The sequence below is a fragment of the Streptomyces sp. NPDC048111 genome (genome assembly GCF_043202815.1).
GTDB lineage: Bacteria > Actinomycetota > Actinomycetes > Streptomycetales > Streptomycetaceae > Streptomyces.
Map to the genome: position 1 here is coordinate 297485 of NZ_JBIDBD010000004.1, position 13701 is coordinate 311185.

10 protein-coding genes are annotated in these 13701 nt (G+C 70.7%); 5 read left to right on the plus strand and 5 right to left on the minus strand.

The features are described from left to right. Window positions 1-1617, minus strand: coding sequence for an AMP-binding protein (locus tag ACGF3I_RS11340; protein WP_393130522.1), 1617 nt, complete (start codon window positions 1615-1617; stop codon window positions 1-3). A gap of 146 nt (window positions 1618-1763) precedes the next feature. Between ACGF3I_RS11340 and ACGF3I_RS11345 the strand changes: the two genes are divergently transcribed. Next, window positions 1764-2873 carry an acyl-CoA dehydrogenase family protein gene (locus tag ACGF3I_RS11345; RefSeq protein WP_393130524.1) on the plus strand — a complete coding sequence of 370 codons (1110 nt, stop codon included), beginning with the start codon at window positions 1764-1766 and terminating at the stop codon, window positions 2871-2873. Next, entirely contained in the window at window positions 2870-3268 is a 399-nt protein-coding gene (locus ACGF3I_RS11350) for a RidA family protein (RefSeq protein WP_393130526.1), read from the plus strand. Before ACGF3I_RS11345 ends, ACGF3I_RS11350 begins: the two co-directional genes overlap by 4 nt. Window positions 3269-3304: 36 nt before the next feature. Here the strand turns inward: ACGF3I_RS11350 and ACGF3I_RS11355 are convergent, their stop codons facing one another. Beyond that, the gene (locus tag ACGF3I_RS11355; RefSeq protein ID WP_393130528.1) at window positions 3305-4672 is read right to left on the minus strand and encodes an aminopeptidase P family protein; all 1368 of its coding nucleotides are present in this window, start codon (window positions 4670-4672) and stop codon (window positions 3305-3307) included. 290 nt (window positions 4673-4962) lie between these two features. Between ACGF3I_RS11355 and ACGF3I_RS11360 the strand changes: the two genes are divergently transcribed. Then, the gene (locus ACGF3I_RS11360; protein ID WP_393130530.1) at window positions 4963-5871 is read left to right on the plus strand and encodes a dihydrodipicolinate synthase family protein; all 909 of its coding nucleotides are present in this window, start codon (window positions 4963-4965) and stop codon (window positions 5869-5871) included. Window positions 5872-5951: 80 nt separating this feature from the next. Next, window positions 5952-6953, plus strand: coding sequence for a proline racemase family protein (locus ACGF3I_RS11365; protein ID WP_393130532.1), 1002 nt, complete (start codon window positions 5952-5954; stop codon window positions 6951-6953). A gap of 180 nt (window positions 6954-7133) precedes the next feature. Here ACGF3I_RS11365 and ACGF3I_RS11370 read toward each other — a convergent pair whose 3' ends face one another. Both ACGF3I_RS11370 and ACGF3I_RS11375 read right to left on the minus strand, forming a co-directional pair. After that, window positions 7134-7439, minus strand: coding sequence for a hypothetical protein (locus tag ACGF3I_RS11370; protein ID WP_393130534.1), 306 nt, complete (start codon window positions 7437-7439; stop codon window positions 7134-7136). 373 nt (window positions 7440-7812) lie between these two features. Next, complete coding sequence (locus ACGF3I_RS11375) at window positions 7813-9339, minus strand: helix-turn-helix domain-containing protein (protein ID WP_393130536.1); 1527 nt, start codon at window positions 9337-9339, stop codon at window positions 7813-7815. A 544-nt stretch (window positions 9340-9883) separates the two neighbouring features. Here ACGF3I_RS11375 and acnA point away from each other — a divergent pair. Then, window positions 9884-12598, plus strand: coding sequence for an aconitate hydratase AcnA (gene acnA, locus ACGF3I_RS11380; protein ID WP_393130539.1), 2715 nt, complete (start codon window positions 9884-9886; stop codon window positions 12596-12598). A 75-nt stretch (window positions 12599-12673) separates the two neighbouring features. Here the strand turns inward: acnA and ACGF3I_RS11385 are convergent, their stop codons facing one another. Continuing rightward, complete coding sequence (locus ACGF3I_RS11385) at window positions 12674-13633, minus strand: FG-GAP repeat domain-containing protein (RefSeq protein ID WP_393130541.1); 960 nt, start codon at window positions 13631-13633, stop codon at window positions 12674-12676. Window positions 13634-13701: the final 68 nt, after the last annotated feature.

Genomic DNA, 13701 nt, shown 5'->3' on the forward strand with positions numbered 1-13701 from the left:
TCACTCTAGTTCCCGCAGCCGGAAGCGCTGGAGCTTGCCGGTGGGTGTGCGCGGGAGGGCGTCGAGGAAGACGATGTCGCGCGGACACTTGTAGGGGACGAGTTCGGCCTTCACGAAGTCGCGCAGCCGGGTCACCGTCTCCTCGTCGCGGGTCACGCCCGGCCGCAGCACGCAGTACGCGACGACGACATGGCCGCGGCGTTCGTCGGGGCGGCCCACGACCGCGGCCTCCGTGACGTCGGGATGGCGCAGCAGCGCGTCCTCGACCTCGGGCCCCGCGATGTTGAACCCGGCAGAAATGATCATGTCGTCGGCGCGGGCCACGTAGCGGAAGCAGCCGTCGCTCTCCCGGACGTAGGTGTCCCCGGTGACGTTCCAGCCGTCGCGCACGTAGACGCGCTGGCGTTCGTCGGCGAGGTAGCGGCAGCCGACGGGGCCGCGCACCGCGAGCAACCCGGGTTCGCCGTCCGGCAGGGGCCGCCCCCGCTCGTCCACGACGCACGCCTGCCAGCCGGGCACGGGCCGGCCGGTGGTGCCGGGGCGGATGTTCTCGTCCGCGGCCGAGATGAAGATGTGCAGCAGTTCGGTGGCGCCGATCCCGTTGATGATGCGCAGCCCGGTGCGCTCCTGCCAGGCGTGCCAGGTCGCCGCCGGGAGGTTCTCGCCGGCCGACACGCAGCGCCGCAGGGCGCCGAGGTCGTGCCCGTCGAGGTCGTCCAGCATCGCGCGGTAGGCGGTCGGCGCGGTGAACAGGACCGAGACGCGGTGCTCGGCGAGCGCGGGCAGCAGCTGCCGGGGCCCGGCCTGTTCGAGCAGCAGTGCCGAGGCGCCGGCCCGCAGCGGAAAGATGACGAGACCGCCGAGCCCGAAGGTGAAGCCGAGCGGCGGGCTGCCCGCGAAGAGGTCGTCGGGCGTGGGCTTCAGGATGTGCTCGGCGAAGGTGTCGGCGATGGCCAGCACATCGCGGTGGAAGTGCATGCACCCCTTGGGGCGCCCGGTGGTGCCCGAGGTGAAGGCGATCAGGGCGACGTCGTCGGCCGAGGTGTCCACGGCCCGGAACGGCTCGGCGGGAGCCTGCTTGACCAGGTTCAGCAGGTCGCGGGGCCCGTCGCCCCCGTACGCGGTGATGCGCAGCCCCGGCGCCTCTGCTGCCTGAAGGGCGTCCAGGACACGGGCGTCGCACAGCGCGTGGCTGATCCGCGCGATGGAGCACATGACGCCCAGTTCGTGGGCGCGCTGCTGGGCCAGGACCGTCACGGCGACCGCGCCCGCCTTCATCACCGCGAGCCAGCAGGCCGCGAGCCACGGCGTGGTCGGCCCGCGCAGCAGGACCCGGTTGCCGGGCACCACGCCGAGCTCGCCGGTCAGGACGTGCGCGATCCGGTCGACCCGGTCGCGCAGCTCCCGGTACGTCCAGACCTCGCCGTCGCCGGTGCGGAAGACGGGCCGGTCGGGGCCGTGGCGCTCGATGGTGCCGTCCAGGAGCTCGGCGCCGCAGTTGAGCCGCTCGGGGTAGTGCGGACCCGGCGGTCCGAGGAGCAGGTGCGGCCACGCCTCGGCGGGCGGCAGGTGGTCGCGGGGAAAGGTGTCGGCGTGCGCTGAGGTCTTCAGCTCCATACGGGATCGCCCCCTTGTCGCCTCTGGAGCGTATCGTTTGGATGACGGCAGTCAACAGTCCGCGATAAAGCGTTCCTGTCCTGCCGTCGGAGCCGAGTGTCGGAGCCGAGTGGGACCGTCGGAACCCGAACGGGAAAGGGGTGGCCATGCCCGGATTCGCGCTGGCGCCGGACCAGCTGGACTGGTGCCGGGAACTGCGGGAGCTGGCGGAGGCGCGGCTGCGCCCCCTTGCGGACAAGGGTGAGCCAGGCCGGGTGAACCGGCCACTCGTCGAGGCGCTCGGTGAGCACGGGCTGCTCGCCCGGCTCTTCGGCTCCGGCGCGCTCGACCTGTGCCTGATGCGCGAGTCGCTGGCGTACGCGTGCACCGAGGCGGAGACCGCGCTCGCGCTCCAGGGCCTCGGCGCGCACCCGGTCGCCGCGTACGGGAGCCCGGCGCAGCGCGAGCGCTGGCTGCCCGAGGTGACCTCGGGCCGCGCGGTCGCGGCCTTCGCGCTCAGCGAGCCGGACGCGGGCTCGGACGCCGCGGCGCTCGCCCTCAACGCCGTTCAGGACGACGGTGGTTGGCGCCTGACGGGGCAGAAGTGCTGGATCTCCAACGCCCCCGAAGCCGACTTCTACACCGTCTTCGCCCGCACCGGGCAGGACGCCGGCGCCCGCGGCGTGACGGCCTTCCTGGTCCCCGCCGACCGCCCCGGCCTCACCGGAACCCCCCTCGACATGCTCTCCCCGCACGCCATCGGCAGCCTCGACTTCGACGGCGTCCCCGTGGGCGCGGACGACGTCCTGGGTGAGCGCGAGGGCGGCTTCCGGGTGGCGATGAACACGCTCAACCTGTTCCGGCCGAGCGTCGGGGCGTTCGCCGTCGGCATGGCGCAGGCCGCACTCGACGCCACGCTCGCCCACACCGCGCGGCGCACCGCGTTCGGCGGCCCCCTCAAGGACCTCCAGGCCGTGGCGCACCGCGTCGCCGACATGGCGACCCGCACCGAGGCGGCCCGGCTCCTGGTGTACGCGGCGGCCTGCGCCTACGACCGGGGCGAGGCGGGCATCGCCCGCGGCTCCGCGATGGCCAAGCTGCTGGCCACCGAGACGGCCCAGTACGTCGTCGACGCGGCGGTCCAGCTCCACGGGGCCCGCGCGCTGCAACGCGGCCACCTGCTCGAACACCTCTACCGTGACGTCCGCGCGCCCCGCATCTACGAGGGAGCGAGCGAAGTGCAGCGCACGATCATCGCGAAGGAGCTGTACCGGTGAGCCTGGACCGAGTGAACCCCGCCGCGCTGTCGCCCGCCCGCGGCTTCAGCCACGCCGTCGTCGCGACCGGCTCGCGCCTGGTCTTCCTCGCCGGGCAGACCGCGCTCGACGGCGACGGCACAGTGGTGGGCGCCACGCTGCCCGAGCAGTTCCGCACCGCGCTGACCAACCTGCTCGCGGCGCTGACCGCCGCGGGCGGCACGCCGCGCGATCTGGCGCGGGTCACCGTGTACGCGACCGATGTCGCGGACTACCGGGAGCGGGCCCGCGAACTGGGCGCCATCTGGCGGGAGTTGGCGGGCCGTGACTATCCGGCCATGGCGGTGGTCGGGGTGGTGCGGCTGTGGGACAGCGAGGCGCTGGTCGAACTGGACGGATTCGCCGTCCTGGACTGACCGCGCACCAGACCGGGCCCTCAGGCGACCGGGCCCTCAGGCGAGCAGCTCGCCCATCCACTGCTCGATGCCCGCCACCGACCGCGGAAGGGCGCCCGACATCAGCCGGGCGCCGGAGTCGGTGATCACCAGGTCGTCCTCGATGCGGACGCCGATGCCGCGCAGTTCGGGTGGCAGGGTCTCGTCGTCGGGCTGGAGGTAGAGGCCGGGCTCCACCGTGAGGACCTGGCCGGCCTCCAGGACGCCGTCCAGATATGTCTCGGCGCGGGCCTTGGCGCAGTCGTGCACGTCGAGCCCGAGCATGTGCCCGCTGCCGCACAGGGTGTAGCGGCGGTGCAGCTCGCCCGACGGGCTCTTGAGGACGCCCCATGCGGCGAGGCCCTCCGCGATCACCGCCATCGCGGCCCGGTGGAAGTCGCGGAAGGCCGCACCCGGCCGCAGCGCCGCGATGCCCGCGTCCTGCGCCGCCAGGACCAGTTCGTACACCTGGCGCTGTACGGGGGAGAAGCGGCCCGACAGCGGCAGGGTCCGGGTGATGTCGGCGGTGTAGAGGGTGTCGGTCTCCACGCCCGCGTCGAGCAGGAGCAGGTCACGCGCATCGAGCGGCCCGTCGTTGCGGATCCAGTGCAGCACACAGGCGTGCGCCCCCGACGCCGCGATCGTCTCGTACCCGGTGCCGTTGCCCTCGGCGCGCGCCCGCGCCCCAAAGGCCCCTTCGAGCACGCGCTCGCCCCGGGTGTGGCTCAGCGCGCGCGGCAGCATACGCACCACGTCCTCGAAGCCTGCCGCGGTGTGGTCGACGGCGAGCTGGAGCTGGGCCACTTCCCAGGCGTCCTTGACGAGTCTCAACTCGCTGAGCACGGCGGCCAGTTCACGGTCGTCCGCGGCGTTGCGGCCCGGTGGCAGCGCGCCCAGGGCGTCGACGTGCGCGCAGCGGATGCCCGTCAGGCGTTCGGTCTCGGCGAGGTCGGGGCGCCGGCCCACCCAGAACTCGCCGTAGCGCCGGTCGCGGTAGAACTCCTCGTCCCCGCCGGCCCGCGGCGAGCGGGGCCGCACGTGCAGGACCGCCTCGTGGCCGGACCCGGACGGCTCCATCACCAGGACGTGGCCCACCTGGTCCTCGCCGGTGAGGCCGGTCAGCCATGCGTACGCGCTGTGCGGACGGAACCGGTGGTCGCAGTCGTTGGAGCGCACCTTCAGTTCGCCCGCGGGCACGATCAGGCGTTCGCCGGGGAAGCGGGCGGACAGCCGGGCGCGGCGGTGCGGGGTGACGTCGAAGCCGGGCACCCGGGCTTCTTCGGGCAGCGGGCTCGGGGCCCAGTCGCCGCTCATGAACGCGGCGAGTTCGGGACTGACGGGCAGGTCGTGGCTGCCGGTGTGGGGACGTGCGGGACGCTCGGCCATCGGGTCTCCCGGGCTGGGGAAGGGGCGAGTGGAAGGGCGGGGCGCCGGGGTGCACGAGAGGCGGGTGCCGACCGCACCCTGGGCGCTCAGTGCAATTTCACATTACTATGTCACAGCACACAAGGCTCCGACGGGACGCGCGCGCTCGCCGCATGCACCCACTCCGGGGCTCAAAACCCCCCTGTCCCAAGATGGTTGGGTTCGCGCTCTTGGGATGGTTGGGGCCGCGCTCTTGTGGGCGCCCACCGCACTTCAGTAAAATGTCACACACCACACTAGGGAGTTCGACCATGACGTCTGCAGCACCCCAGCGCCTCCGCCCCTGGCACGGCATCCTCGTCGCGACCGCACTGCCCCTGCGCTCCGACCTGTCCGTCGACTTCACCGCCTACGCCCAGCACGTGCGCTGGCTGATCGACAACGGCAGCGACGGCGTCGTGCCGAACGGCTCGCTCGGCGAGTACCAGACCCTCTCGGACGAGGAGCGCGCCCGCGTCGTGCACACCGCCGTCGAGGCGGCGGGCGACGGCGACCGGGTCATGGTGGGCGTCGCCGCCTACGGCAGCACCGAGTCCCGCCGCTGGGCGGAGCAGGCCGCGGAGGCGGGCGCCGGCTCCGTCCTGCTGCTCCCCCCGAACGCCTACCGCGCCGACGACCGCTCGGTACGGGCCCACTACGCCGAGGTCGCCAAGGTCGGCCTGCCCGTCGTCGCCTACAACAACCCGTTCGACACCAAGGTCGACCTCACCCCCGAGCTGCTCGCCCAGCTGCACGCCGACGGCAGCATCGTCGCCGTCAAGGAGTTCAGCGGCGATGTCCGCCGGGCCTACGAGATTGCCGAACTCGCCCCGGAGCTCGACCTGTTGGCGGGCGCGGACGACGTCCTCCTGGAGCTGGCCCTGGCCGGGGCGGTCGGCTGGATCTCCGGCTACCCCAACGCCCTGCCCGTCGCCTGCGCCGAGCTCTACCACGCCGCCGTCAGCGGCGACCTCGCCACCGCCCGCCCCCTGTACCGTGCGCTGCACCCCCTGCTGCGCTGGGACTCCAAGACCGAGTTCATCCAGGCCATCAAGCTCTCCATGGACCTGGCGGGCCGCCCCGGTGGCCCCGTCCGCCCGCCCCGCCAGCCCCTCACCCCGGAGCAGGACGCCGCGGTGCGCGCCGCCACCGAGAAGGCGCTCGCCGAGGGCCACCGCTAACCGGCGCCGGCCCCCACACCGCCAACCGGCCCGGCCCCTGTACCCGTTACCCCCGACCAGCCCGCCAGAAAGGCCAATCCATGCGGACCCGACACGTCTACCACGCGGTCGACTCGCACACCGAGGGCATGCCGACCCGGGTCGTCACCGGCGGGCTCGGCGTCATACCCGGCGCCACCATGGCCGAGCGGCGGCGGTACTTCGAGGAGCACCTCGACCACGTCCGTACGCTCCTGATGTACGAGCCGCGCGGCCACGCGTCCATGAGCGGAGCGATCCTGCAGCCGCCCACCCGGCCCGACGCGGACTACGGCGTGCTGTTCATCGAGGTCTCCGGACTGCTCCCGATGTGCGGCCACGGCACGATCGGGGTGGCGACGGTACTGGTGGAGACCGGCATGGTGGCGGTCACCGAGCCGGTCACCACCGTACGGCTCGACACTCCGGCGGGCCTGGTGAGCGTGGACGTACGGGTCGAGGACGGCGAGGCCCGCTCGGTCACCCTGACCAACGTCCCGGCGTTCTGCCTGGCCCTGGACCGCAAGGTGACGGTGCCGGGCCTCGGCACCGTCACCTACGACCTCGCCTACGGGGGCAACTTCTACGCCTTCACCGAACTCGACGCGCTGGGCCTGCCGTTCGCCCGCGAGCGCAAGGACGAGCTGCTCGCGGCGGGCCTGGCCCTCATGGACGCGATCAACGCGACCGAGCCGCCCGTGCACCCCGAGAACCCGGAGATCACCGGCGTCAAGCACGTCTATCTGGCCGCCCCCGGCTCGGACGCGACCCGCTCGCGCCACGCGATGGCCATCCACCCGGGCTGGTTCGACCGCTCACCGTGCGGCACCGGCACGTCCGCCCGCATGGCCCAGCTCCACGCCCGCGGCGAACTCCCGCTCCACCAGGACTTCACCAACGAATCCTTCATCGGCACGGAGTTCACCGGCCGCCTGCTGGCCGAAACGACCGTGGGCGCCCTGCCCGCGGTCATCCCGACGGTCACCGGCCGCGCCTGGATCACGGGCACGGCCCAGTACTTCCTGAACCCGTCGGATCCGTTTCCGGGGGGGTTTCTGTTGTAAGGGGGGGGCACCGGCCGGAAGCGCTGGTGTGAGACGTTCTCCGGGATGCTCAGGAGAAATCCTTGCACACAATCCACACGCCGTACTCTTCGGTTGTTACGCCGCAAACCACGCGGCCGTCCATGGACATCGCCACAAACTCTGGCTCCCCGACCGAAGGAGCAAGGCTGCGAGTCAGACTCAACCCGACGTTGCGCCGGACGTGGGCCCACGGATGATTCGCCGAGCCAGCCCCGGCGACACTGATGAGAAATTCTTCCCTGCCGTCGAAGACTCCACCATTTCAGCGAAGGACTCCCACTGGGATTGCACCTCGTCCAGGTGCGCACAGCCGTCGAGGAAGCCAACGATGGCCGAGGGAGTGACCTCTCCACCGATGATCAAGCGCCACGCCTCCATCGGCTCCGGCGCCTCACCTGACCAGGCCGCATCGAGAACTGTCAGCCCGGCCGACTGGAGCAGCTGCTCACGCGATTCGATATCCATTGAGTCCCAGTCACCCGCCGTAACGCATGTGCCCGTCGCCGATCGGAGAATGCGCTCAAACTCCGAGGTCATGTCTCACACGAACTTCATGCCGTCACGCGTGGCATCCGCCTTTGGCTGACCGGCGTGGAAATGCGGGAACGGGGCTTTTCGGTCGTTGGTGTGTTCCGCGATCAAATGAGAACCATCGCGTCATGTCGTCACCAACCTGCCAACTCGCGTCCGGCGTAGCGCGATGCGCCATCGCCCGGCCCCACAGCAGCTGGGGTTCCATGAAGCTCGTCAGCTAGACGGCGACTGCGGTTCCACAGGGGCCGTCGCGGCCGGGCCGACCTCCGATCAGGAGGCGGCGCGGTGCGGCGGCCCCCGTGTCTCAGATGTCCCGGAAGATCTCGATCTGCGCGCCCACCGAGTTCAACCGCTCCGCCAACTCCTCGTACCCGCGGTTGATCACGTACACGTTGCGCAGCACCGACGTGCCCTCGGCCGCCATCATCGCCAGCAGCACCACCACCGCGGGGCGCAGGGCCGGGGGGCACATCATTTCGGCGGCGCGCCAGCGGGTGGGGCCCTCGACCAGGACCCGGTGCGGGTCCAGGAGCTGGAGGCGGCCGCCCAGGCGGTTCAGGTCGGTGAGGTAGATCGCGCGGTTGTCGTACACCCAGTCGTGGATGAGCGTCTGGCCCTGGGCCGACGCCGCGATCGCCGCGAAGAACGGCACGTTGTCGATGTTGAGGCCGGGGAACGGCATCGGGTGGATCTTGTCGATGGGCGCCTCCAGCTTGGAGGGGCGCACGGTGAGGTCGATCAGCCGGGTGCGGCCGTTGTCGGCGGCGTACTCGGCGGTGCGGTCGTGGTCGAGGCCCATCTCCTCCAGGACCGCGAGCTCGATCTCCAGGAACTCCACCGGCACCCGGCGGATCGTCAGCTCGGACTCGGTGACGACGGCGGCGGCCAGCAGGCTCATCGCCTCGACCGGGTCCTCGGAGGGGGAGTAGTCGACGTCCACGTCGATGTCCGCCATGCCGTGGACGGTCAGCGTGGTGGTGCCGATGCCGTCGACCCGTACGCCCAGCGCCTCCAGGAAGAAGCACAGGTCCTGGACCATGTAGTTGGAGGAGGCGTTGCGGATGACGGTGACGCCGTCGTTGCGGGCGGCGGCCAGCAGCGCGTTCTCGGTCACGGTGTCGCCGCGCTCGGTCAGCACGATCGGACGGTCGGGCGCGGTGCGCTCCACCTCGGCGTGGTAGATGCCCTCGGTGGCCGTGATGTCCAGGCCGAACCGGCGCAGCGCGATCATGTGGGGCTCGATGGTGCGGGTGCCGAGGTCGCAGCCGCCGGCGTACGGCAGCCGGAAGTGGTCCATGCGGTGCAGCAGCGGGCCGAGGAACATGATGATGGAGCGGGTCCGGCGGGCCGCCGCCGCGTCCATCGCGTCGAGGTCGAGCACGGCCGGCGGCACGATCTCCAGATCGGTGCCGTCGTTGATCCAACGGGTGCGCACCCCGATGGAGTTGAGGACTTCGAGGAGCCGGTAGACCTCTTCGATGCGGGCCACCCGGCGCAGCACCGTACGGCCCTTGTTGAGCAGCGAGCCGCAGAGCAGCGCGACACAGGCGTTCTTGCTCGTCTTGACGTCGATCGAGCCCGAGAGGCGGCGACCGCCCACCACCCGCAGGTGCATGGGGCCGGCGTATCCGAGCGAGACGATTTCACTGTCGAGCGCTTCGCCGATGCGCGCGATCATCTCAAGGCTGATGTTCTGGTTTCCGCGCTCGATGCGGTTCACGGCGCTCTGGCTGGTGCCAAGAGCCTCGGCCAACTGCGTCTGTGTCCAGCCCCGGTGCTGCCGGGCGTCACGGATGAGCTTGCCGATGCGTACGAGGTAGTCGTCTGCCATGGGGGCAGGTTATCTCAGATATGAGATGACGCTCGCGCCGGGCTGGGCCGTCGGGGTGATGCCCCGTCAACTCCGATCCTGCGATCCCCGTACGGGGCCCGCAAACGGAGCGGGTCCGTCCGGGTCGTCCGTCCTCCGCGTGCCGGGCGTGTCGGATGGCCGCACAGTGGGACCGGAGGTGAGCGTGTCGAGCGCCACGCGGTCCGCGCCACCGGTCGGTGCGGTGCGGCCCGCGCCACCGCGGCCCGGTCCGCGCCAGCGGTCGGTCCGTGCCGGCGGCCGGTGTGGCACGGCCGGCGCGGCCGGCGCGGCACGGCCGGCGCCACCGCGACCGACGGGTCGCGGTGCGGCCTGATGGGGCCGCCCGCGCATGACCCAGCCGCGGCCATGTACTAGAGTTATCTCGACATCGAGATATCTACCGAGGCGCACCGCAGCCGACGCTCGGTAAGGGTTACCTAACTTAGCCTTACCTCAGCGAATCGACAACACGTCGTGGCGGCAGGATTGTGGTGGAACGCGCACATCTAAGAAGGAGACTGTCGTGTCGGCGAACAGCTTCGACGCCCGCAGCACGCTGCGCGTGGGCGACGAGTCGTACGAGATCTTCAAGCTGGACAAGGTCGAGGGCTCCGCGCGCCTCCCTTACAGCCTGAAGGTTCTCCTGGAGAACCTGCTCCGCACCGAGGACGGCGCGAACATCACCGCCGACCACATCCGGTCGCTCGGCAACTGGGACTCCCAGGCCCAGCCCAGCGAGGAAATCCAGTTCACGCCGGCCCGCGTGATCATGCAGGACTTCACCGGTGTGCCCTGTGTCGTGGACCTCGCCACCATGCGTGAGGCCGTCAAGGAGCTGGGCGGCGACCCGGCGAAGGTCAACCCGCTCTCCCCGGCCGAGCTGGTCATCGACCACTCCGTCATCGCCGACAAGTTCGGCACCAAGGACGCGTTCGCACAGAACGTGGAGCTGGAGTACGGCCGCAACAAGGAGCGCTACCAGTTCCTGCGCTGGGGCCAGACCGCCTTCGACGACTTCAAGGTCGTCCCGCCGGGCACCGGCATCGTCCACCAGGTCAACATCGAGCACCTCGCCCGCACGGTCATGGTCCGGGGCGGCCAGGCCTACCCCGACACCCTCGTCGGCACCGACTCGCACACCACCATGGTCAACGGCCTCGGCGTGCTCGGCTGGGGCGTCGGCGGCATCGAGGCCGAGGCCGCGATGCTGGGCCAGCCGGTCTCGATGCTCATCCCGCGCGTCGTCGGCTTCAAGCTGACGGGCGAGCTGAACGCGGGCACCACCGCCACCGACCTCGTGCTCACGATCACCGAGATGCTGCGCAAGCACGGCGTCGTCGGCAAGTTCGTCGAGTTCTACGGCGAGGGTGTGGCGGCCACGAGCCTCGCCAACCGCGCCACCATCGGCAACATGTCGCCGGAGTTCGGCTCCACCGCCGCGATCTTCCCGATCGACGACGAGACGCTGAAGTACCTGCGTCTGACCGGCCGCGACGCCCAGCAGGTCGCGCTCGTCGAGGCGTACGCCAAGGAGCAGGGCCTCTGGCTCGACCCGGCCGCCGAGCCCGACTTCTCCGAGAAGCTGGAGCTCGACCTCTCCACGGTCGTCCCCTCCATCGCCGGCCCGAAGCGCCCCCAGGACCGCATCGTGCTCGCCAACGCCGCCGAGCGCTTCGGCCAGGACGTGCGCAACTACGTCGAGGACGACGACGAGGCGGGCAAGGAGTCCTTCCCGGCCTCCGACGCCCCGGCCACCACCAACGGCGTGCCGAGCCGCCCGACCCAGGTCACCCTGGCCGACGGCACCTCGTTCGAGATCGACCACGGTGCCGTGACCGTCGCCGCGATCACCTCGTGCACCAACACCTCGAACCCGTACGTCATGGTCGCCGCGGCCCTCGTCGCGAAGAAGGCCGTCGACAAGGGCCTGACCCGCAAGCCGTGGGTCAAGACCACCCTCGCGCCGGGCTCGAAGGTCGTCACCGACTACTTCGACAAGGCCGGTCTCACCCCGTACCTCGACAAGATGGGCTTCAACCTCGTCGGGTACGGCTGCACCACCTGCATCGGCAACTCCGGTCCGCTGGACGAGGAGATCTCGAAGGCGATCAACGACCACGACCTCGCGGTCACCTCGGTGCTCTCCGGCAACCGCAACTTCGAGGGCCGGATCAACCCCGACGTCAAGATGAACTACCTGGCGTCCCCGCCGCTGGTCGTCGCGTACGCCATCGCCGGTTCGATGAAGGTCGACATCACGACCGAGGCCATCGGCACCGACACCGAGGGCAACCCGGTCTACCTCAAGGACATCTGGCCCACCGAGGCCGAGGTCAACGACGTGGTGGCCAACGCCATCGGCGAAGACATGTTCAACAAGTCCTACCAGGACGTCTTCGCGGGTGACGCGCAGTGGCAGTCGCTGCCCATCCCGACCGGCAACACCTTCGAGTGGGACGCCGAGTCCACCTACGTGCGCAAGCCCCCCTACTTCGAGGGCATGACGATGGAGACCACCCCGGTCTCCGACATCGAGGGCGCCCGCGTCCTCGCGAAGCTGGGCGACTCGGTCACCACCGACCACATCTCCCCGGCCGGCGCGATCAAGGCCGACACCCCGGCCGGCAAGTACCTCACGGAGCACGGCGTCGAGCGCCGTGACTTCAACTCCTACGGCTCGCGCCGTGGCAACCACGAGGTCATGATCCGCGGCACCTTCGCCAACATCCGCCTGCGCAACCAGATCGCGCCGGGCACCGAGGGCGGCTTCACCCGCGACTTCACCCAGGCCGACGGCCCGGTCTCCTTCATCTACGACGCCTCGCAGAACTACCAGGCCGCCGGCACCCCGCTGGTCATCCTGGCGGGCAAGGAGTACGGCTCGGGCTCGTCCCGCGACTGGGCCGCCAAGGGCACCGCGCTGCTCGGCGTCAAGGCCGTCATCGCCGAGTCGTACGAGCGCATCCACCGCTCGAACCTCATCGGCATGGGCGTCCTGCCGCTCCAGTTCCCGGAGGGCGCCACCGCCGCCTCCCTCGGCCTGACCGGCGAGGAGACCTTCTCCTTCACCGGCGTGACCGCCCTGAACGACGGCACCACCCCGCGCACCGTCAAGGTCACCACCGACACGGGCGTCGAGTTCGACGCGGTCGTCCGCATCGACACCCCCGGCGAGGCGGACTACTACCGCAACGGCGGCATCATGCAGTACGTGCTGCGCAACCTGATCCGCAACTAGGTTCCGCCGCACCCCCAACGAACAAGGCCCGCACCCCCGTCGAGGGTGCGGGCCTTGCCCGTGTGATCCGGTGGATCAGAACATCAGGCGCATGCCGTTCCAGCCGGTGCCGACCTTGACGCGGTCCTTGAAGGGCGCGCCGGCGGTGGTGCCGGTGCCCGCGTAGAACCACAGGTTGCCGGCGGCGTCGCGACCGTAGAGGTCGACCTTGCCGTCGAAGTCCAGGTCGCCGATGCCGACCAGCTTGTTGTAGGTGTTCCAGCCGCCGCCGAGCTTGACGCGGTTGCCGAACGGGGCGGCCCAGTTGCCGGTGCCCGGGTACAGCCAGCCGGTGCCGGCGGTGTCGACGGCGATGATGTCGGCCTTGCCGTCACCGTTCATGTCACCACGACCGGCGATCTTGGTCATGGCGCCCCAGCCCGCACCCAGCTTGACGCGGGGCGTGAACGAGCCGTCGCCCTTGGCCGTGTAGAGCCACAGGACGCCCGACTTGTCACGGGCGAGGAGGTCGTCGGCCGGAGCGCCACCGAGGTCGCCCGGCGTGAGGATCAGGTTGTAGGCGTCCCAGCCCGCACCCAGGTCCGTCACGGTGCCGTCCACGTTGTCGAAGGCGAGGTGCCCGTTGGTGTAGACCTCGTAGAAGGCGTCGAAGACGCCGTCCTTGTTGTTGTCTACCTTGGTGGCCTGGCTGATGTCCTTGTACGAGATTTTGAGGTTGAAGCGCTCGCCGAAGCCGCCCACCCCGTTCGGGGAGTAGTAGTAGCCCTGGCCCGAAGCGTCCGCCGCGATCAGCGGGAACGTCTCGGCCGCCGGGACCTCGCCGCTCGCGGCGGAGCTGCGCGGGGCAGCGGAACCGAACTTGTTGGCCTTGGCCTGGGCGGACTTCTGCGCCGTCTGAGCTGCCTTCGCCGCGCTGGACGGCACGCTGTCGGCGGACGCCACGCCCGCGGTGGTGCCCACGAGCGCTGCGGCGATCGCCGCGACGGCGATGCGGGACAGGGCGCGACCGCCCTTACGGCCGGAAAGTATGGCCACGTATTTCTCCATGTCGAGTTAGAGCGCGTCGTACCTGATCGAGGCGCAACGCGATATCTTCTGGATCC

Bases quoted from the DNA above. Each gene is read 5' to 3' on its own strand.
- ACGF3I_RS11340 (WP_393130522.1), bottom strand. From the start codon at position 1,617: ATGGAGCTGAAGACCTCAGCGCACGCCGACACCTTTCCCCGCGACCAC.
- ACGF3I_RS11345 (WP_393130524.1), top strand. From the start codon at position 1,764: ATGCCCGGATTCGCGCTGGCGCCGGACCAGCTGGACTGGTGCCGGGAA.
- ACGF3I_RS11355 (WP_393130528.1), bottom strand. From the start codon at position 4,672: ATGGCCGAGCGTCCCGCACGTCCCCACACCGGCAGCCACGACCTGCCC.
- ACGF3I_RS11360 (WP_393130530.1), top strand. From the start codon at position 4,963: ATGACGTCTGCAGCACCCCAGCGCCTCCGCCCCTGGCACGGCATCCTC.
- ACGF3I_RS11365 (WP_393130532.1), top strand. From the start codon at position 5,952: ATGCGGACCCGACACGTCTACCACGCGGTCGACTCGCACACCGAGGGC.
- ACGF3I_RS11370 (WP_393130534.1), bottom strand. From the start codon at position 7,439: ATGGATATCGAATCGCGTGAGCAGCTGCTCCAGTCGGCCGGGCTGACA.
- ACGF3I_RS11375 (WP_393130536.1), bottom strand. From the start codon at position 9,339: ATGGCAGACGACTACCTCGTACGCATCGGCAAGCTCATCCGTGACGCC.